Below are 19,841 nucleotides of genomic sequence, written 5' to 3'. Positions count from 1 at the left end.
AGGATCGCCATGAAGATTTTGCTGGTGGGTGGCGGCGGCTTTATCGGCGGCAATCTGCTGCGAGCGCTGCACGGCGCCGGCCATTCGATCATCGCAACAAGCCGCCAGGCACGAGCATCGAGCTGGCCCGGAGTCGAATGGCTGGCGCTGGATCTCGGCTTGCTGGCGAGCGATCCCGGGCATTTTTCGTTCCCCGACGACGTCGACTTGCTGATCAACGCTGCCGGCCTGTTGAGCGTTGATACTCAAGCGCTGAGCCTGGTCCAGGATCACGGCGCCCGAGCGCTGTTCGACCAGGCCGCACGCCGGGGCGTACCGGTCCTGCAGATCTCCGCGCTGGGAGCGAGTGCCCAATCCGACGTGCCCTTTCTGAACAGCAAAGGCATGGCCGACGAATACTTGTCCGGCTTGAACAATGTTTCCGTTGTGCTGCGACCGTCGTTGGTGCTGGGACCGGGCGGCGCAAGCAGCGGTTGGCTGGCAGGACTTTCGCCTTGGCCGGTGATCCCCTTGCTGGATCTGAAAGCCCGTATTCAACCCGTGCACATCGATGACCTGGCCGGCGCAGTCCTCGCCCTCCTGCGGCACTGGCCAACCGAGTCGGTGGTGCTGCCATTGGTGGGGCCAGAGCCGATGACCCTGGCGCAGCTTATCGACCGTTTGCGAGCCGCCCAAGGTTGGCCGCCAGCGCGCTACCTGCGAGCGCCGACCTTGTTGACCGAAGTGGGCAGCCGGATGGGGGATCGGTTCGGCTGGCGCGCCCTGAACCGGCAAAGCGTGGCGCTGGCGCAACGGGACAACCTGGCTGACCCTGCGGTACTCGCTTCAGTCTGCGGCTATCGCGCCGCCCCGGTGCAAACCTGCCTGCATGAATGGCCGACGATCGCCCAAAGCAGCCTTCGGGCTATTCGTCCATTGATGTTCGCCGTACTGGCACTTATCTGGCTGGGAACCGCCGCGGTGTGCCTCGGCCCCGGCTACGACTGGGGCTTGCGCATCCTGGCCGAAGCCGGCGTCTACGGCACCTGGGCGAAGCTTGCGGTGGTCAGCGGCGCGCTGTGCGACGGTGCGCTGGGCGTGGGCATGTTGCTCCAGCGTTGGCGACGCCAGGCATTGCGGCTGCAGTTGGGATTGATGCTCGGCTACACGCTGTGCATCAGCTTTATCCTGCCGCACTATTGGTTCGACCCTTATGCGGCTGTCGCCAAGAACCTGGTGTTGATAGTCGCGACTTTATGGCTGCTTTGGACCGAACCCCGCCAATGAGCATTTACCTGCTACTGAAAACCCTGCACATCCTGTCTTCGACCGTCCTGTTCGGCCTGGGCGCCGGGTCTGCCTACTACGCGCTTCGGGCCTGGCGCAGCGGCAAGCTTGAAGTCATTGCCGTCACCTTCAGGCATCTGGTCTTCGCCGATTGGGCGTTCACCGCCACGACCGCCGTGTTCCAGCCACTGAGCGGCCTGGCCCTGGTGCACATCGCCGGCTGGCCATTGCAGCAGAGCTGGTTGATGTGGAGCATCGGCCTTTATTGCCTGGCGGGCGCCTGTTGGCTGCCGGTGGTCTGGTTGCAGATCCGCGTACACAAAATGGCCGAGCACGCCTTGCGGGACGGCACGCCCATGCCGATCAAAGCCGCCACTTACATGCGCTGGTGGTTTGCGCTGGGCTGGCCAGCGTTCCTGGCATTCATGGCGATTTTCTATTTGATGGTGGCCAAGCCCGCTTGAGGCCAGCCCACCTGACGATCTACGGTGGGCGCCGAAGCACTCAGTCCCGCAGGCTGATCACCGGCCAACCCCGCTTCTCGGCCTCGGCCCGCAGGTTCGGATCCGGATCCACCGCCACCGGATGCGTCACCGCTTCCAATAGCGGCAAGTCATTCATCGAGTCGCTATAGAAGTAGCTGTCCTCCAGCGAATAGCCGGTCTCCTCCAGCCAACGGTTCAGTCGGGTCACCTTGCCTTCGCGGAAACACGGGATATCGGTGCTGCGTCCGCTGTAGCGCCCGTCGATCATTTCGCATTCGGTGGCGATCAGGGTCTCGACCCCCAGGCGTTCAGCAATCGGGGCGGTGACGAAGCGGTTGGTGGCGGTGATGATCACCAGTTTATCGCCAGCGTCGCGGTGCTTTTTCAACAGTTCGATGGCTTGGGGCAACACGATCGGCTCGATGCAGTCGCGCATGTAGTCAAGATGCCACTGCGCCAGTACTTCCATCTCGGTGCGGCCGAGGATTTCCAGGCAGAAGTTCAGGTATTCGGCATTGTCGAGCTTGCCGGCCAGGTAGTCCTGGTAGAACGCGTCGTTGCGCGCCTTGTATGTAACAGCGTCGAGGAACCCGCGCTCACACAGGTAATCGCCCCAGGCGTGGTCGCTGTCGCCGCCCAACAGCGTATTGTCCAAGTCGAATAAAGCCAGCCGCATTGCAGTTACTCGCTGAAAATTCTGAAGAAAGGCGTCCAGAATACGGACTTTTCACAAGAGTGCACATAAGCTAGGGACGCTCGTTGCTGCTTTCACAACCTTTGTGGAACAATGCGGCGACATGCGTTTGCGAGGTTGTTGCCGTGATCGATCCCGATGGTTTCCGTCCCAATGTGGGGATCATTCTTACGAATGATGCTGGGCAGGTGCTATGGGCACGCCGTATCAATCAAGACGCCTGGCAGTTTCCCCAGGGTGGGATCAATCCCCAGGAGACGCCGGAAGAGGCCTTGTACCGCGAGTTGAATGAAGAAGTCGGGCTGGAGCGAGAGGATGTTGAGATACTCGCCTGCACCCGAGGCTGGTTGCGCTATCGTTTGCCGCAACGCCTGGTCAGGACGCACAGCCAGCCGCTGTGCATCGGCCAGAAGCAGAAATGGTTTCTCCTGCGCCTGATCTCCAACGAGCAGCGGGTGCGGATGGATTTGACCGGTAAACCGGAGTTCGATGGCTGGCGCTGGGTCAGCTATTGGTATCCGTTGGGCCAGGTGGTGACATTCAAGCGCGAGGTGTATCGACGCGCCCTTAAAGAGCTTGCCCCGCGCCTGCTGACGCGCGACTGACGACGGAGTTCGACCCCGAGCCATGCTCAATACGCTGCGCAAGATCGTCCAGGAAGTTAACTCCGCCAAGGATCTCAAGGCGGCGTTGGGGATTATTGTGTTGCGCGTCAAAGAGGCCATGGGCAGCCAAGTCTGCTCGGTCTACCTGCTTGATCCCGAGACCAACCGTTTCGTGCTGATGGCCACCGAGGGCTTGAACAAGCGCTCCATCGGCAAGGTCAGCATGGCCCCCAATGAAGGCCTGGTCGGCCTGGTCGGCACGCGCGAAGAACCCCTGAACCTCGAAAACGCCGCGGATCACCCGCGCTACCGCTACTTCGCCGAAACGGGCGAAGAGCGCTATGCCTCGTTCCTTGGCGCACCGATCATCCACCACCGCCGCGTCGTCGGCGTGTTGGTCATCCAGCAAAAAGAGCGCCGCCAGTTCGACGAAGGTGAAGAAGCCTTCCTCGTGACCATGAGCGCGCAACTGGCCGGGGTTATCGCCCACGCCGAGGCCACCGGCTCGATCAGCGGCCTGGGTCGCCAGGGCAAGGGCATCCAGGAAGCCAAGTTCGTCGGCGTGCCGGGATCGCCCGGCGCGGCGGTAGGCACGGCGGTGGTCATGTTGCCGCCCGCCGACCTCGACGTGGTGCCCGACAAGGCCATCAGCGACATCGACGCCGAGCTGGGGTTGTTCAAGACCGCCATCGAAGGCGTGCGGGCCGACATGCGCGCCTTGTCGGCGAAGCTGGCGACGCAGTTGCGCCCGGAAGAACGGGCACTGTTCGACGTCTACCTGATGATGCTCGACGATGCCTCTCTGGGCAGCGAAGTCACCACGGTCATCAAGACCGGCCAATGGGCCCAGGGCGCGCTGCGCCAGGTGGTGACCGACCACGTCAACCGTTTCGAACTGATGGACGACGCCTACCTGCGCGAGCGCGCCTCGGACGTCAAGGACCTTGGCCGCCGACTGCTGGCCTACTTGCAGCAAGAGCGCCAGCAGACCCTGGTCTACCCCGACAACACCATCCTGGTCAGTGAAGAGCTGACCCCGGCCATGCTCGGCGAAGTCCCCGAAGGCAAGCTGGCGGGGCTGGTCTCGGTACTGGGCTCGGGCAACTCCCACGTAGCGATCCTGGCCCGGGCCATGGGCATCCCGACGGTGATGGGCCTGGTGGACCTGCCGTACTCCAAGGTCGACGGCATCCAGATGATCGTCGATGGCTACCACGGCGAGGTCTACACCAACCCCAGCGACGTGCTGCGCAAGCAGTTTGCCGATGTGGTGGAGGAAGAAAAGCAACTGTCCCTGGGACTGGATGCGCTGCGGGACCTGCCGTGCGTGACCCTCGACGGCCACCGCATGCCGCTGTGGGTCAACACCGGCCTGCTGGCCGACGTGGCCCGGGCACAGAAGCGTGGCGCCGAAGGCGTAGGCCTTTACCGCACCGAAGTGCCATTCATGATCAACCAGCGCTTCCCCAGCGAAAAGGAACAGCTGGCGATCTACCGCGAGCAACTGGCCGCGTTCCACCCGCAACCGGTCACCATGCGCAGCCTGGACATCGGCGGCGACAAGTCCCTGTCCTATTTCCCGATCAAGGAAGACAACCCCTTCCTTGGCTGGCGCGGCATTCGCGTGACGCTCGACCATCCGGAGATCTTCCTGGTCCAGGCCCGCGCCATGCTCAAGGCCAGCGAAGGCTTGAATAACCTGCGCATCCTGTTGCCGATGATTTCCGGCACCCATGAACTGGAAGAAGCCCTGCACCTGATCCACCGGGCCTGGGGCGAAGTGCGCGATGAAGGCACCGACGTGCCGATGCCGCCAGTCGGGGTGATGATCGAAATTCCGGCAGCGGTGTACCAGACCAAGGAACTGGCGCGGCAGGTGGACTTCCTCTCGGTAGGGTCCAACGACCTGACCCAGTACTTGCTCGCCGTGGACCGCAACAATCCACGGGTGGCCGATCTCTACGATTACCTCCACCCGGCGGTGCTGCAAGCCTTGCAGACCGTGGTGCGCGACGCCCATGCCGAAGGCAAGCCGGTGAGCATCTGCGGCGAAATGGCCGGCGACCCGGCCGCCGCGGTGTTGCTGATGGCGATGGGTTTCGACAGCCTGTCGATGAACGCCACCAACCTGCCGAAAGTGAAATGGATGCTGCGCCAGATCAACCTCAGCAAGGCCCAGGAACTGCTGGCGGAGCTGATGACCATCGACAATCCGCAAGTGATTCATAGTTCCTTGCAGTTGGCGCTGAAGAACCTTGGGCTGGCGCGGATGATCAATCCGGCGTCGAGCAAGACGCTCTAAATCCTGCGGCGAGCATTTGTGGCGAGGGAGCTTGCTCCCGCTGGCGGGCGAAGCCCGCCCAAAAGCTTTGGGGCTACTTCGTAGCCCAGCGGGAGCAAGCTCCCTCGCCACGGGATATCGTCGGCATTAAACGAGCAGCTCCACCGCCCCCAAATGCCCCCCATGGGGCCCGAAACTGTGCTCGACGATATGCCGCGTGCCATCGGCATGGACGATCAGCGCCGTACTCGCTCGCGTCCCATAGGCGGGGCTGGCGATGAACACGCTCGATAGCAGCATCTCGGTCGCCAACCCCACCCCCGTGTCCGGCAGTTCGGCCACTGCCGCAAGTTGTGGGTCGTTCAGCAGCGCCAGCAACGCCTGGGGCTGCGGATCGTCCAGCACTTCGCTCAATGCCGTTCGAGCCTTGAGCAACTTTGGCCAGGGCGTGTTCAGCCCGGCGTTGGACACGCCGTAGACCCCTTCGGCCAACTGTTGCGGCCGGGTATCGCGGGCGTTGTAGTGCCAAAGCTCCGTACCGTCGCCAAGCAGCAGGTTAAAACCACCGTACTCGCCGGCACGTGGCACCACTTCGCTTAGGTAATCAGTAATCGACAGAGTCCCGGCCAGGAACCGCGCCACCAGCTCGCCGCGGGACTTGAAGGCCGGCAACTGGCCCGGGTCGCGGATGTTTGTCAGGGCCGCAAAGCGACCGTCGTCGCCCACACCAAGCCAAGTGCCGCCAGCCTCCAGGTCACGACCGGCGTGGACATGGGGCGCGTCAGGCCACTGGGCCAGGGGCAAGGTCGGCCGGGCGTAGAACTCGTCGCGGTTGGCCGCCACGATCAGCGGCTGGGCGTGGCCAGGGCGCCAGGCAAATACGATCAGGCACATCAGGTTGTCCTGTTGAGAATGAAGCTGAACAACACTGCTTTTGTGGCGAGGGAGCTTGCTCCCGCTGGGCTACGAAGTAGCCCCAAAACCTTCTTGGGCGGGCTTCGCCCACCAGCGGGAGCAAGCTCCCTCGCCACAAAGGCTATTCGTCGCATCCCCACCACTCTACCCATACATCACTGACGCATCCATCGCCTTCAGTAGAGCCCAAGCCCCTCGATCCGTTACCATGCCGCTCTTATTTGCGATGGTCGAGGCGACGCTGGTGGAATTTTTGCTCTATCTGCTGCTCGGCGCCTGCGCCGGCGTGCTGGCCGGGCTGTTCGGCGTGGGGGGCGGAATGATCATCGTCCCGGTGCTGGTGTTCAGTTTCACCTTGCAGGGTTTCGATCCGCAGGTGTTGACGCACCTGGCCGTCGGTACCTCCCTGGCGTCGATCATCTTCACGTCGATCAACGCCGTGCGCGAACATCATCGCAAAGGCGCGGTGCGCTGGCTGATCTTCGCCTGGATGACCGTCGGGATCCTGATCGGCGCCGGTTTCGGCGCGCTTACCGCCGAAGCCATTTCCGGCCCGCACCTGCAAAAAATCATCGGTGTGTTCGCCATGCTCGTCGCTGCGCAACTGGCCCTGGACTTCAAGCCCAAGGCCAGCCGCACGGTGCCGGGCAAGGTCGGGCTGACCCTGGCCGGCACGGTCGTTGGCTGGGCCTCGGCGATTTTCGGCATCGGTGGCGGTTCGCTGACCGTGCCATTCCTGACCTGGCGCAGCGTACCGATGCAACAAGCGGTGGCGACTTCCTCGGCCTGCGGGCTGCCGATCGCCCTGGTCAGCGCGCTAAGTTTCATGATTCTGGGGTGGCACGATCCGCTGTTACCACTCGGTTTTGTGTATCTGCCGGCCCTGCTGGGGATCGCCCTGACGAGCATGGTCTTCGCCCGCGTCGGCGCGCGGCTGGCCCATCGCCTGTCACCGCGCTTGCTCAAACGGTTGTTCGCCGCTTTGCTGTTCAGCGTGGGCTTGAGTTTCCTGCTCTGACGCAATCCTGGCTTAATCCCGAGGTGACAGCGTCGCCCGGGTATTTTTGACGTTTACGAGGAATATCAATGCTGCCTTACCCGCAGATCGATCCGGTGGCCCTGGCCATCGGCCCGCTGAAAATCCACTGGTACGGCCTGATGTACCTGATCGGCATCGGCGGTGCCTGGCTGCTGGCGTCGCGCCGGCTCAACCGCTTCGACCCGACCTGGAACAAGGAAAAGCTCTCCGACCTGGTGTTCTGGCTGTCCATGGGCGTGATCGTCGGCGGACGCCTGGGCTATGTGCTGTTCTACGACCTGAGCGCCTACCTGGCCAACCCGACGCTGATTTTCGAAGTCTGGAAGGGCGGCATGTCGTTCCACGGCGGGTTCATAGGCGTGATGCTGGCGGCGTTGTGGTTCGGCAAGCGCAACAACAAATCGTTTTTCGAACTGATGGACTTCGTCGCACCGATGGTGCCGATCGGCCTGGGTGCCGGGCGCATCGGCAACTTCATCAATGCCGAATTGTGGGGCAAGCCGACCGACGTGCCGTGGGCGATGATCTTCCCACCCTTCAGCGACCCGGCGCAGTTGCCGCGCCACCCGTCGCAGCTCTATCAATTCGCCCTCGAAGGCGTGGCACTCTTCCTGATTCTCTGGCTGTTCTCGCGCAAGCCGCGACCCACCATGGCGGTGTCGGGCATGTTCGCGCTGTTCTATGGCATCTTCCGCTTCATCGTCGAATTCGTCCGCGTCCCGGATGCCCAGCTCGGCTATCTGGCGTGGAACTGGCTGACCATGGGCCAGGTGCTGTGCCTGCCGATGATCATCGGTGGCCTCGCGCTGATCTGGCTGGCCTATCGTCGCGCGCCGGCTGCCGCCGCCAAAGTTTAAAATTCGAACCCCGGGGCGCAGGCCCCGGGTTCAAGGACACAGGTAATCCATGAAGCAATATCTCGATCTGGTGGCCCACGTCATCAAGAACGGCACCAAGCAAGCCAACCGCACCGGCGTGAACACCATCAGCTTCCCCGGCGCCATGCTGCGCTACGACTTGAAGGAAGGCTTTCCCGCCATCACCACCCGCAAGATGGCCTTCAAGTCGGCCATCGGCGAAATGTGCGGTTTCCTGCGTGGCGTGAACAATGCCGCTGAATTTCGCGCCTTGGGCTGCAAGGTCTGGGACCAGAACGCCAACGAAAATGCGCAGTGGCTGGCCAACCCGTTCCGCCAGGGTGAAGACGACCTGGGCGAGATCTACGGCGTGCAGTGGCGCAAGTGGCCCGCCTACAAGCAGATCTCCCTGAACAACCAGGCGGCCATCGAGCAAACGCTGGCCCAGGGTTACCGGCAGATCGCCGAGGGCGAAGAAAACGGCCAGGCCTACGTGGTGCTGTACAAGGCCATCGACCAGGTTCGCCAGTGCGTCGACACCATCATCAAGGACCCGGGCAGCCGGCGCATCCTGTTCCACGGCTGGAACTGCGCCCAGCTCGATGAAATGGCCTTGCCGCCGTGCCATCTGCTCTACCAGTTCCACCCGAATGTCGAGACCCGGGAAATTTCCCTGACCCTCTACATCCGCTCCAACGACCTGGGCCTGGGCACGCCGTTCAACCTCACCGAAGGCGCCGCGCTGCTGAGCCTGATCGGGCGCCTGACCGGCTACACGCCGCGCTGGTTCACCTATTTCATCGGCGATGCCCACGTCTATGAAAACCACCTGGACATGCTCAACGAACAGCTCACCCGCGAGCCGTTCCCGATGCCCAAGCTGGTGATTTCCGAGCGCGTGCCAGAGTTTGCCAAGACCGGTGTTTACCAGCCTGAGTGGCTGGAGCAAGTGGAGCCGGGCGACTTCTCCCTCGAAGGCTACCAGCACCACGCGCCGATGACCGCGCCGATGGCGGTCTGAGCCACCCCGCCTCTCCCTTGTGGGAGCGAGCTTGCTCGCGATAGGGCCATTACATTCAACATCAATGTTGACTGATAGGTTGCTATCGCGAGCAAGCTCGCTCCCACATTAGATCTCCGTGTGCTTCAAGATCAGTTCAATGTCCATGACTCCTGCCCACATGTGAATGCTCCACCTCCGGCGCCACCGCCCCGCTCACCTCCAACCGCTGCAAGATCCCGCATTGATCAAGATCCGGCCCTTCGCCACAGCGATGGCGCAGGTCGATCAGTTGCGCCTGCAAGGCCATCAGGCCATCGATGCGCGCCTTGACGTGGTCGATGTGCTCGTCGATCAGGGCGTTGACGCTCTCGCACTGATCCTGGGGACTGTCGCGCAAGGCCAGGAGGCTGCGGATTTCTTCGAGGGTCATGTCCAGGGTGCGGCAGTTGCGGATGAACGTCAGCCGCTCGGCGTGGGCTTGGGTATAGACGCGATAATTACCGTCGCTGCGGGCCGGTTCCGGCAGCAGGCCTTCGCGCTCGTAGTAGCGGATGGTCTCGACCTGGCAGTCGGTGATTTTCGCCAGTTCTCCGATCTTCATGGTGTGGCCTCCGAAAATAGGTGCTTGACCCTATAGTGGCTACAGGGTCTTTACTGCGCAACAGGCACTTTTTACGGACATCATCCGATGAGCGATTCCCTTCACATCCACAAACCCGACCACGGCCACGCCCATGGGCACTCCTGCTGCGCCTCGAAAGCGGCACCGTCGGTGGTCAGCCTCGGCAAAACGCCGACGGACGGTGCGCGGCTGAGCAGTTTTCGCATCGAAGCCATGGACTGCCCCACCGAGCAGACGCTGATCCAGAACAAACTCGGCAAGCTCGAAGGCGTGCAGCAGCTGGAATTCAACCTGATCAACCGCGTGCTGGGCGTGACCCATGATTTGCCCAGCGATGCCCCCATCATCAAGGCCATCAAATCCCTCGGGATGCAGGCGGAGCCACTGGCGGCCGGCCAGGAAAAGCCGACCAATAACTTGCCTGCCCCAGCGAAGCCCTGGTGGCCACTGGCGTTGTCCGGCGTCACGGCACTGGCTGCCGAGGTGATTCACTTCACCAACGCCGCGCCGAACTGGGTGGTCGCGTTGGTTGCATTGGTCTCGATTCTTAGCGGCGGTCTCGGCACGTATAAGAAGGGTTGGATTGCCCTGAAAAACCTCAACCTGAACATCAACGCCTTGATGAGCATCGCGGTGACCGGCGCCGTGCTGATCGGCCAATGGCCGGAGGCGGCGATGGTGATGTTCCTGTTCACCGTGGCCGAACTGATCGAAGCCAAATCCCTCGATCGCGCACGCAACGCCATCAGCGGCCTGATGCAAATGGCGCCGGAACAAGCCACGGTGCAACAGGCCGATGGCACGTGGCAGGTAGAGGACGTGAAGACCATTGCCCTCGGTGCCAGGGTACGGCTTCGTCCTGGCGAACGGGTTGGGCTGGACGGTGACGTGGTCGCCGGGCGCTCGACCATTGACCAGGCGCCCATCACCGGTGAGAGCCTGCCGGTGGAAAAAACCGTGGGCGATAAAGTCTTCGCCGGCACCATCAACCAGGCCGGCGAACTGGAATACACGGTCACCGCCGCTGCCGATCAATCGACCCTGGCGCGAATCATCCACGCTGTGGAACAGGCCCAAGGTTCCAGGGCGCCTACCCAGCGCTTCGTCGATCAATTCTCGAAAGTCTACACCCCGGCGGTGTTTGCCCTGGCCCTGGCCGTGGCGATCATCCCACCGCTGTTCATGGGCGCGAGCTGGTTCGACTGGATCTATCGCGCGCTGGTCCTGCTGGTGGTCGCCTGTCCTTGCGCGCTGGTGATTTCCACCCCGGTGACCATCGTCAGCGGCCTGGCAGCAGCGGCGCGCAAAGGCATATTGGTCAAGGGTGGCGTCTATCTTGAAGGCGGCCACAAGCTCGATTACCTGGCCCTGGACAAGACCGGAACCATCACCCACGGCAAGCCGGTACAGACCGATTACGTGCTGCTGGACCCGACCACGGAAGCCACCGTCCCAGCCTTGGCCGCCAGCCTCGCGGCACGCTCGGACCACCCGGTTTCCCGGGCGATTGCCGAGGCGGCTGTGGATAAACAACTGGCGCAGCATGCTGTGGATAACTTCGCCGCGCTGGCCGGGCGCGGTGTTCGTGGCGACATCGGCGGCCAGACCTATCACTTGGGCAATCACCGCCTCGTGGAAGATCTCGACCTGTGTTCCCCGGAACTGGAAGAGCAACTCTTCGCCCTGGAAAAGCAAGGCAAGTCCGTGGTGCTGCTGCTCGACCGCACAAAGCCCTTGGCGCTGTTTGCCGTCGCCGACACCGTGAAGGATTCCAGCCGCGAAGCCATCCGGCAATTGCACGGACTGGGTATCAAGACATTGATGCTGACGGGCGACAACGCCCACACCGCCGAGGCGATTGCCCGGCAGGTCGGCATCGATCAGGCCCGTGGCGACCTGCTGCCGGAGGACAAGCTGCACGCCATCGAAAATCTGTATGCCCAAGGCCACCGGGTCGGCATGGTCGGCGACGGCATCAACGACGCCCCGGCGCTCGCCCGCTCGGAAATTGGTTTCGCCATGGCGGCGGCCGGCACCGACACGGCCATCGAAACCGCCGACGTTGCCTTGATGGATGACGATCTGCGCAAGATTCCGGCGTTCATCCGGCTGTCGCGGCAGACCTCGAGCATTCTCAAGCAGAACATCGCCCTGGCGTTGGTTATCAAGGCGGTTTTCCTCGGCGTGACCTTCGCCGGGCTGGCGACCATGTGGATGGCGGTGTTTGCCGACATGGGGGTGAGTTTGCTGGTGGTGTTCAATGGGTTGCGGTTGTTGCGCAAGTAAAAATTGCGCGCTGCCGAGACCAGACACCTAACCTGTGGCGAGGGGATTTATCCCCGCTGGGCTGCGAAGCAGCCCCAAAAGGCTGCAAACCCGGTGTATCAGGTTGAATGAGGTTGTTTTCCTTGGGGCTGCGGTGCAGCCCAGCGGGGATAAATCCCCTCGCCACATGGGACATGTTCTCGGCCGTTTCAATCACGCTTGGGCTCGCGGATCTTGTACCAGGCCACGTACAGCGCCGGCAGGAACAACAGCGTCAGCAACGTGGCGACAATGATTCCGCCGATCATCGCGTAGGCCATCGGTCCCCAGAACACTTCGCGGGCAATCGGGATCATCCCCAGGCTCGCCGCAGCCGCCGTCAGCAGGATCGGCCGGCGCCGGTGTTCGGTGGCTTCGACCACCGCGTCCCAGGGTTCGTAGCCGTCACGCTCATACTCGTCGATCTGGGTCACCAGGATTACCGAGTTACGAATGATGATACCGATCAGCGCAAGGATGCCAAGAATCGCCACGAACCCCATCGGCGTGCCCGTCGGCACCAGCGCCAGCACCACGCCAATCAAACCCAACGGCGCGACGCTCGCCACCAGGAATAGCTTCTGCACGCTGTGCAATTGGATCATCAGGAACGTCGCCATCAAGAACAGCATCAGCGGCACGACGCTGGCAATGGGGCCCTGGGCCTTGCTGCTTTCTTCCACCGTACCGCCAGTCGCGATCTTGTAGCCCACCGGCAACTTGGCGGCGAACTTGTCGATGTCCGGTTGCAGTTGCCTCACTAGGTCCGTGGGCTGGATTTCATCGCGCACGGCGGCCTTGATGGTGATGGTCGGCTTGCGGTCGCGACGCCACACCAGCGGCTGCTCCAGCTCATAACGCACCGTGGCGAAGGCCAGCAGCGGAATCGACGTGCCGCCCGGGGTGACGATCTGCAGGTTCTGCAGGGTTTCCGGCGAACCACGCTCGGCGTCTTCGGCGCGCCCTACCACGTCGATCAGGTAGATATCGTCGTTGACCTGGGTCACCGGCGAGCCGCTGACGATGCTGTTCATCAGCCGGGCCACGTCGTCCGAAGAGAGCCCCAACTGCCGCGCCTTGTCCTGGGCGATGTCGATGCGCAGCACCTTGCCCGGCTCGTTCCAGTCGTAGATGATTTCGCCGATGTGCGGGTTCTTGTCCAACTCGGTGGCCAGCTCGATGGCATGCTTGCGCACCTGGTCGATGTCCTTGCCGCTGACCCGATACTGGATCGGCCGTCCCACCGGCGGGCCCATTTCCAGCGCTTGCACGTAGCTGCCGATGCCGACGAAATCTTCCCGCAGGCGTTTCTGCAAGCGCTCGGTCAGCGCCGCCCGCGACTCCAGGCCCTTGCTGACAATCACCAGTTGCGCGTAGTACGGGTTCTGCAACTGTTGGTCCAGCGGCAGATAGAAACGAATGGCGCCTTCGCCGATGTAAGTGCTCCAGCGCGCGATGTCCGGGTCATCCTTGAGGGTCGCTTCCAGGCGGTCGACCGCTTTGCGCGTCTCGTCCATCGAGGCGTTTTGCGGCAGGTTGAGGTCCACCAGGATCTCCGGGCGGTCCGAAGACGGGAAGAACTGGTTCTGCACGAAGCGCATGCAAAACACCGCCAACGCGAACAGCAGCACCGTGATCCCGATGGCCCACCAGCGATTGCGCATCGCCCACAGCAGGCCGCCATTGAACGCCCGGCCGATCCGCCCCGGCTCGGCGCTGTGGGGTTTGATGTCAGTGCTGAGGATGTGCACGCCGATCACCGGGGCAAACAACACCGCGACGATCCACGACACCAGCATCGCCACGGCAATCACCGCGAACAGGGTGAAGGTGTATTCGCCCGCCGAACTGGCGTTCAGGCCGATGGGCACGAAACCGGCCACGGTCACCAGGGTCCCGGTGAGCATGGGGAAGGCGGTCGAGGTGTAGGCGAACGTGGCGGCCTGGTCCTTGCTGTCGCCCTTTTCCAAACGGGTCACCATCATTTCCACGGTGATCATCGCGTCGTCCACCAGCAGCCCGAGGGCGATGATCAGCGCGCCGAGGGAGATCCGCTGCATGGTGATGCCGCTGTATTCCATGAACACGAATACCATCGCCAACACCAACGGAATGGAGCACGCCACCACCAGCCCGGCCCGGATGCCGAGGCTGATGAAACTGACGACCAGCACGATGATCACCGCCTCGAACAGCGCGCTGGTGAAACCGCCGACAGCCTCCTCCACCACTTCGGCCTGGTCCGACACCGTATGCACGCCGACGCCCACCGGGAGATCGGCGGTCAGTTCATCCATGCGCGCGTGCAGCGCCTTGCCGAATTCCTGGATGTTGCCGCCCTTCTTCATGGCGATGGCCAAGCCAATGGCCGGCGTGCCGTTGAAGCGGAACATCGGTGTGGCGGGGTCGACATAACCACGGCGGATATCGGCGATGTCAGCCAGTCGATAGAAGCGATCGTTGAGTCGCAGATTGACGTTGGCCAGGTCCTTTTCTGACTGGAACTGCCCCGACGTGCGCACGGAAATCCGCTCCGGCCCGGCGTCGATTACCCCGGCCGGGGTGACGGCGTTCTGCGATTGCAGGCTCTGCACCACCTGGCGTTGATCGATGCCCAGGGCCGCGAGTTTGCGCGTGGAGAAGTTCAGGTACAGCACTTCGTCCTGCTCGCCGACCATCTCCACCTTGCCCAGGCCAGGCACGTCGCGAATCTCGGCGCGCACTTGCTCCACGTAATCGCGCAACTGACGCATCGACAGGCCGTCGCCGGTGAAGGCGTACACCGAGCCATAGACGTCGCCGAACTCATCGTTGAATCCCGGACCTTGCAGGCCTTCGGGGAAATCGCCGCGGATGTCGTTGATCTTCTTGCGGACCTGGTACCAGATCTCCGGGATTTCCTTGGCGCCCGTGGTATCGCGCAGGTACACGAACACCGTGGACTCACCGGGCCGGGTGTAGCTCTTCACATAATCGAGGGAATCGAGCTCCTCGAGTTTTTTCTCGATGCGGTCCGTGACCTGCTTGAGCGTTTCTTCCTGGGTCGCGCCAGGCCAGCGGGTCTGGATGACCATGGTCTTGATGGTGAACGACGGATCCTCCTCGCGGCCCAGGTTCATGTAGGAAAACACGCCCATCAGCAGCGCGACGAACATCAGGTACCAGACGAATGACTGATGCCGCAGGGCCCATTCCGATAAGTTGAAAGGCCCTTTCATCGTGCGTCCTCGTCGAGTTTCACTTTTTGCCCCGGCTGGAGACTGTTCACGCCAGCGCTGACCACGCGGTCGCCGGGCTTGATGCCGTTGGCCACCAACACCGAGTCGTCCGACCGTTCGAGCACCTGTACGTCCCGGGGCGAAACCGTCTGGTCCTGCGGGTTGACCAGCCAGATTCGCGTCTTGCCATCCACTTCCTGCAGCGCACTGAGCGGCAACTCGATGCGCGGCTCGATGGCCGAGCTCAGGGTCACGCTGATGGCCGTGCCCAGGCGAAATCCTGGCGGTGTATCGGTCAGGGTCAGGCGTGCGCGGCGCGTGCGGGTGGCGCTTTGCGCCTGGGGTTCGATCTCGCGCACGATGGCCGTGGTGCGGGTCGCCGGGTCGAGTTGCGCGGCGACTTCGAACACCACGTCCTCCGGCAGGCGTTCGGCCAACCCAGCAGGCAAGTCGATCACCGCTTCCTTGATGTCCGGACGGGCCAGTGTCACCACCTGCTGACCGGCGGTCACCACTTGCCCGGCCTCGGCAGTCCAAGCCGTGACGACGGCGTCATGATCGGTGTGCAGTTCGCTGTAGTTGAGCTGATCACGGGCCTGCTCAACCGAGGCCCGCGCCTGTTCCAGGGAGGCGGCGGTGGTTTTCAGATCGGTCTGGGCGACGTCCAGTTGCGCCTGGGCGCCAACGCCACGGTCGAACAATTGTTGCTGGCGACGGGCGTTGGCCTGGGCATTGATGTACTGCGCCTGGATCCGCGCGAGGTCGCCCTGGGCGGCGCGCAACTGGTTCTGCTGGTCGGTGGGGTCGAGGGTCGCGAGCAAGTCGCCCTTCTTCACCTCGGCACCGACATCGACGTTGCGGCTGGCAATACGGCCCGGCACCCGGAAACCCACGTTGGTTTCGTAGCGGGCCTGGATATTCCCGGCGAAGCGGCCGAGGGCCTGTTGGTCGAGGGCCCGAACCTCGATGGACAACACCGGTCGGATCGGCTCCGGCGGCGCTTCTTCTTTCGAACAGGCGGCCAGCAGCAGGCCGGCCGAAACCATCCACAGGCGCTTCATGGCTGGGCTCCTGTCGGGGCTTTGTCGTGATTGTTTTCGGCGACTTCGACGCGCACGCCAGGATGGAGCAATTGCCCGCCGGCAATGATGATCTTCTCGCCGCCCTTGAGCCCGTCGCTGATGATGACCTTGCCGGTCAAATAGCGACCGACCGTAACCGTCTGCAACTGCGCCTTGCCCTCGCCGTCCACCAGCCACACAGCCGGCTCGCTTAGGTTCTTCGTCAGTGCCGACCAAGGCAATTCCACGGCGGTCTTGCCGGCGGATTTGGCCGTGGCGCTGACCACCGACCCCAAGCGCATGCCTTCAGGCAAGTCGTTGAGCGTGACCTTGACCTGCACGGTACCGGTCTCGGCGGACACCGCTGGGGTAATCTCGCGCACCGTGCCGGTGGTCTTGATGGCCGGGTTGTCCAGCAGGCTGATGGTGATCTGCGGGTCCGAGGGCGGTTCGCGCAACAGTGATTCATAGATGTTGAACACCGCGTCACGCTCACCGTCACGGGCCAGGCTGAAAATCGGCTCCGTGGCCTGGACCACCTGGCCGACTTCGGCCTGGCGCGCCGTGATGATGCCGGGCGCCTCGGCAATGAGCGCGGTGTAACTGAGCTGTTCGCGGGCGTTGGCCAGTTGCGCCTGGGCCGCCGTCAACGCGCTCTGGCTGCTGCGCAATTGCGCCTGGGCCGTGTCGTATTCGCTCTGGCTGGTGTAGCCCTTGGGCAAGAGTTTCTGCTGGCGAACGAAGGCCGCCGCGCTCTGCTTGACCCGCGCCTGTTCGGCGGCCACCTGGGCTTCGGCGGAATCGACGTTGGTCTGCAAGTCGCGAGGATCGAGCCGGGCCAGCACTTGCCGGGCCGAGACCCGGTCGCCGACGTCGACCTTGCGCTCGATGATCTTGCCGCCCACACGAAACGACAGATCGGTTTGCACCCGGGCCTGGACATCGCCGGTCAGCGTGACCGAGGCCGCGTACTCGCTGGGTGTGGCTTGTTGGATGAACACCCGGGGCAAGGCTTTTTCCTCGGGTTTCTTGTCACCACACCCCGTCAACAACGCACACACGCCCAAGCCAACAATCAATTTGATTCCAGGACCAGTCATGCAGACTCCTTTGCGTTGTACCGACGTACCAGTGACGATACGACTGTGAGCTTAGAACAGGGTTCACCGAATGCACGGCAATCGGGCAGACTCGTCTCAGACATCCATGCACGAAGGGAATTCGCATGCTCAAGACCCTGGCAGTGGCCAACTACCGATCCATCAATAAACTGGTCATTCCACTGGGTCGGCTGAACCTGATCACCGGCCCCAACGGCAGCGGCAAATCCAATTTGTATCGCGCCCTTCGGCTGCTGGCGGAAACGGCACAAGGCGGTGTGGTCAATGCGCTTGCCAGGGAAGGAGGCCTGGACTCGACTTTCTGGGCCGGCCCGGAAGAAATCAGCCGGCGCATGCGCAACGGCGAAGTACCCGTCCAGGCAACCGTGCGTCAGGGCACCAAGCGCCTGCGCCTGGGATTCGCCGCTGAAGACTTCAGCTATTCGATCGCCCTGGGCCTGCCGGAGCCCAGTCGCTCGGCTTTCTCCCTGGACCCGGAGATCAAGCGTGAATGCATCTGGGCCGGCCCGGTGTTTCGACCGGCCAGCCTGCTGGTGGACCGCAACGGGCCGATGGTCCGTGCCCGCGAGGGACGTTCCTGGGATGTCCTGTCCCAGCACACCCCGACCTTCGACAGCCTGTTCGACCAGGTCGGCAGCCTGCGTGCCTCGCCGGAGGTGCTGCAAATGCGCGAGTTCATTCGCCGCTGGCGTTTCTATGATCACTTTCGCAGCGACGCCGACGCCCCAGTGCGCCAACCCCAACTCGGCACCCGCACCCCGGTGTTGCATCACGATGGCCGCGACCTCGCCGCCGCACTGCAAACGATCCTTGAGATAGGCGACTTCGAGGCGTTACATGCCGCCATCGGCGATGCCTTCCCGGGCGCTCATCTGCAGATCGACAAGCTGCAAGGTGGACGTTTCGCCATCGCGTTCCAACAGCACGGCCTGCTGCGGCCACTGACCGCCGCCGAACTGTCCGACGGGACCTTGCGCTACCTGTTGCTGGTGGCCGCCCTGCTCACGCCGCGACCGCCGTCGCTGATGGTCCTCAACGAACCGGAAACCAGCTTGCACCCCGACCTGTTGCCGGCCTTGGCGCGCTTGATCATCCGAGCCTCGGCCAATTGCCAGGTCTGGGTCGTGTCCCACGCCACGCGCCTGATTGCCGCGCTGGAACAGGACGAGGACTGCAATTGCATCGTGCTGGAAAAGGACTTTGGGCAGACCGGGATTGCCGGGCAGCGCGCGTTGGATGAGCCGGCGTGGCATTGGCCGGACTAGCTCCCTCGCCACAGGTGATCACTTCCAAAGTACTTTGTTTGAGCATAAAAAAACGCCGACGCTGTATCAGCCGTCGGCGTTTGAAACCGTGAAGGGTTTTATCGGGAGAATCAGAACGCCGGCAGTACCGCGCCACTGTATTTCTTCTCGATGAACGCTTTCACTTCCGGGCTGGTCAGGGCCTTGGCCAGTTTCTGGATGGCCGGGCTGTCCTTGTTGTCCGGACGGGCCACCAGGAAGTTCACGTAAGGCGAATCCGCACCCTCGATTACCAGTGCATCCTTGGCCGGATTCAGACCTGCTTCCAAGGCATAGTTGGTGTTGATCATGTCCAGGTCAACCTGGTCTAGCACGCGCGGCAACATGGCCGATTCAAGTTCCTTGAACTTGAAGTTCTTCGGGTTCTTGGCGATGTCTTTCGGCGTAGCCAGGGCGTTTTTCGGATCCTTGAGCTCAATCAGGCCAGCCTTCTGCAGCAGGATCAGGGCGCGGCCGCTGTTGCTGCCTTCGTTAGGGATGGCGATGGTTGCGCCGTCCTTCAGCTCAGCCAGGCTCTTGACCTTTTTCGAGTAGCCGCCAAACGGTTCGACGTGCACGCCGATGACTGTCACCAGGTTAGTACCTTTGCCTTCGTTGAAGCTCTTGAGGTAAGGCAGGGTCTGGAAGTAGTTGGCGTCCAGGCGCTTTTGGTCAACTTGTACGTTGGGCTGAACGTAGTCGGTGAACACTTTGATCTGCAAATCCACGCCTTCTTTGGCGAGGGCTGGCTTGATCAGCTCGAGGATTTCGGCGTGGGGTACCGGGGTGGCAGCAACGACCAGTTTCTCCGCGGCCTGGGCCAGGCCCGAGGTCAGGGCTGCCGCCAATGCGGTGAACAACAGAACCTTTTTCATGCAGTGTCCTTATCGAAAATCACTGTCGTCATCGACGACGGCCAAAGTGAGGTGCCAGCGAAGTGCTATCGCTGACGTGATGCGGAAGATACCGATATTTTTTATGCCTTAACAATATCTTTTATTCAAGTTCATATTCATTTTACTCATATAGGAAAAACGCCGCTCTTGTGGCGAGGGAGCTTGCTCCCGCTCGGTTGCGCAGCGACCGC

At 62.6% G+C, this 19,841-nt stretch carries 16 protein-coding genes; 9 read left to right on the top strand and 7 right to left on the bottom strand.

Annotated features, from left to right (window positions below; translation table 11 throughout):
* The first annotated feature begins 9 nt into the window (after window positions 1-9).
* Window positions 10-1,266 carry an SDR family oxidoreductase gene (locus tag Q7C33_RS19170; RefSeq protein WP_030140528.1) on the top strand — a complete coding sequence of 419 codons (1,257 nt, stop codon included), beginning with the start codon at window positions 10-12 and terminating at the stop codon, window positions 1,264-1,266.
* Complete coding sequence (locus Q7C33_RS19165; protein ID WP_030140529.1) at window positions 1,263-1,730, top strand: DUF2269 family protein; 468 nt, start codon at window positions 1,263-1,265, stop codon at window positions 1,728-1,730. Before Q7C33_RS19170 ends, Q7C33_RS19165 begins: the two co-directional genes overlap by 4 nt.
* A gap of 40 nt (window positions 1,731-1,770) precedes the next feature.
* On the opposite strand, the gene Q7C33_RS19160 is transcribed toward Q7C33_RS19165, so the two are convergent.
* Window positions 1,771-2,427, bottom strand: coding sequence for an HAD family hydrolase (locus Q7C33_RS19160; RefSeq protein WP_030140530.1), 657 nt, complete (start codon window positions 2,425-2,427; stop codon window positions 1,771-1,773).
* 143 nt (window positions 2,428-2,570) lie between these two features.
* Between Q7C33_RS19160 and Q7C33_RS19155 the strand changes: the two genes are divergently transcribed.
* A complete protein-coding gene (locus Q7C33_RS19155) occupies window positions 2,571-3,050 on the top strand; it encodes an RNA pyrophosphohydrolase (RefSeq protein ID WP_003186867.1) in 480 nt (159 codons plus the stop codon).
* 22 nt (window positions 3,051-3,072) lie between these two features.
* The gene (ptsP, locus tag Q7C33_RS19150; RefSeq protein WP_030140531.1) at window positions 3,073-5,352 is read left to right on the top strand and encodes a phosphoenolpyruvate--protein phosphotransferase; all 2,280 of its coding nucleotides are present in this window, start codon (window positions 3,073-3,075) and stop codon (window positions 5,350-5,352) included.
* Window positions 5,353-5,478: 126 nt separating this feature from the next.
* On the opposite strand, the gene Q7C33_RS19145 is transcribed toward ptsP, so the two are convergent.
* Complete coding sequence (locus tag Q7C33_RS19145; protein WP_407683948.1) at window positions 5,479-6,225, bottom strand: NRDE family protein; 747 nt, start codon at window positions 6,223-6,225, stop codon at window positions 5,479-5,481.
* A gap of 265 nt (window positions 6,226-6,490) precedes the next feature.
* Here Q7C33_RS19145 and Q7C33_RS19140 point away from each other — a divergent pair, with 265 nt between their 5' ends.
* The 3 genes from Q7C33_RS19140 (at window position 6,491) to Q7C33_RS19130 (ending at window position 9,163) form a co-directional block, all read left to right on the top strand.
* Window positions 6,491-7,264, top strand: coding sequence for a sulfite exporter TauE/SafE family protein (locus Q7C33_RS19140; RefSeq protein WP_407684014.1), 774 nt, complete (start codon window positions 6,491-6,493; stop codon window positions 7,262-7,264).
* Between the two features lie 68 nt (window positions 7,265-7,332).
* Window positions 7,333-8,142, top strand: a complete 810-nt coding sequence (lgt, locus tag Q7C33_RS19135) for a prolipoprotein diacylglyceryl transferase (RefSeq protein WP_030140534.1) — start codon at window positions 7,333-7,335, stop codon at window positions 8,140-8,142.
* Window positions 8,143-8,191: 49 nt separating this feature from the next.
* Entirely contained in the window at window positions 8,192-9,163 is a 972-nt protein-coding gene (locus Q7C33_RS19130; protein ID WP_407683947.1) for a thymidylate synthase, read from the top strand.
* A gap of 136 nt (window positions 9,164-9,299) precedes the next feature.
* On the opposite strand, the gene cadR is transcribed toward Q7C33_RS19130, so the two are convergent.
* Window positions 9,300-9,746 carry a Cd(II)/Pb(II)-responsive transcriptional regulator gene (cadR, locus tag Q7C33_RS19125; protein WP_030140536.1) on the bottom strand — a complete coding sequence of 149 codons (447 nt, stop codon included), beginning with the start codon at window positions 9,744-9,746 and terminating at the stop codon, window positions 9,300-9,302.
* Between the two features lie 87 nt (window positions 9,747-9,833).
* On the opposite strand from cadR, the gene Q7C33_RS19120 reads away from it, so the two are divergent.
* Window positions 9,834-12,053, top strand: a complete 2,220-nt coding sequence (locus tag Q7C33_RS19120) for a heavy metal translocating P-type ATPase (protein ID WP_407683946.1) — start codon at window positions 9,834-9,836, stop codon at window positions 12,051-12,053.
* A 188-nt stretch (window positions 12,054-12,241) separates the two neighbouring features.
* Here Q7C33_RS19120 and Q7C33_RS19115 read toward each other — a convergent pair whose 3' ends face one another.
* Genes Q7C33_RS19115 through Q7C33_RS19105 form a run of 3 tightly spaced genes read right to left on the bottom strand, consistent with a single transcriptional unit; the run spans window position 12,242 to window position 17,450 of the window.
* Entirely contained in the window at window positions 12,242-15,289 is a 3,048-nt protein-coding gene (locus Q7C33_RS19115; RefSeq protein WP_407683945.1) for an efflux RND transporter permease subunit, read from the bottom strand.
* Window positions 15,286-16,350, bottom strand: a complete 1,065-nt coding sequence (locus Q7C33_RS19110; protein ID WP_030140539.1) for an efflux RND transporter periplasmic adaptor subunit — start codon at window positions 16,348-16,350, stop codon at window positions 15,286-15,288. The genes Q7C33_RS19115 and Q7C33_RS19110 overlap by 4 nt, the downstream gene beginning before the upstream one ends.
* A complete protein-coding gene (locus tag Q7C33_RS19105; RefSeq protein ID WP_030140540.1) occupies window positions 16,347-17,450 on the bottom strand; it encodes an efflux RND transporter periplasmic adaptor subunit in 1,104 nt (367 codons plus the stop codon). Before Q7C33_RS19105 ends, Q7C33_RS19110 begins: the two co-directional genes overlap by 4 nt.
* A 125-nt stretch (window positions 17,451-17,575) precedes the next feature.
* On the opposite strand from Q7C33_RS19105, the gene Q7C33_RS19100 reads away from it, so the two are divergent.
* Complete coding sequence (locus Q7C33_RS19100; RefSeq protein ID WP_323154274.1) at window positions 17,576-18,736, top strand: AAA family ATPase; 1,161 nt, start codon at window positions 17,576-17,578, stop codon at window positions 18,734-18,736.
* Window positions 18,737-18,846: 110 nt separating this feature from the next.
* Here Q7C33_RS19100 and Q7C33_RS19095 read toward each other — a convergent pair whose 3' ends face one another.
* Window positions 18,847-19,629, bottom strand: coding sequence for a MetQ/NlpA family ABC transporter substrate-binding protein (locus Q7C33_RS19095; RefSeq protein WP_198797022.1), 783 nt, complete (start codon window positions 19,627-19,629; stop codon window positions 18,847-18,849).
* Between the last annotated feature and the right edge of the window lie 212 nt (window positions 19,630-19,841).

Source organism: Pseudomonas sp. BP11-1-1 (assembly GCF_052112105.1).
Lineage (GTDB): Bacteria > Pseudomonadota > Gammaproteobacteria > Pseudomonadales > Pseudomonadaceae > Aquipseudomonas > Aquipseudomonas alvandae.
This window is presented reverse-complemented; position numbering and strand designations above follow the sequence as displayed.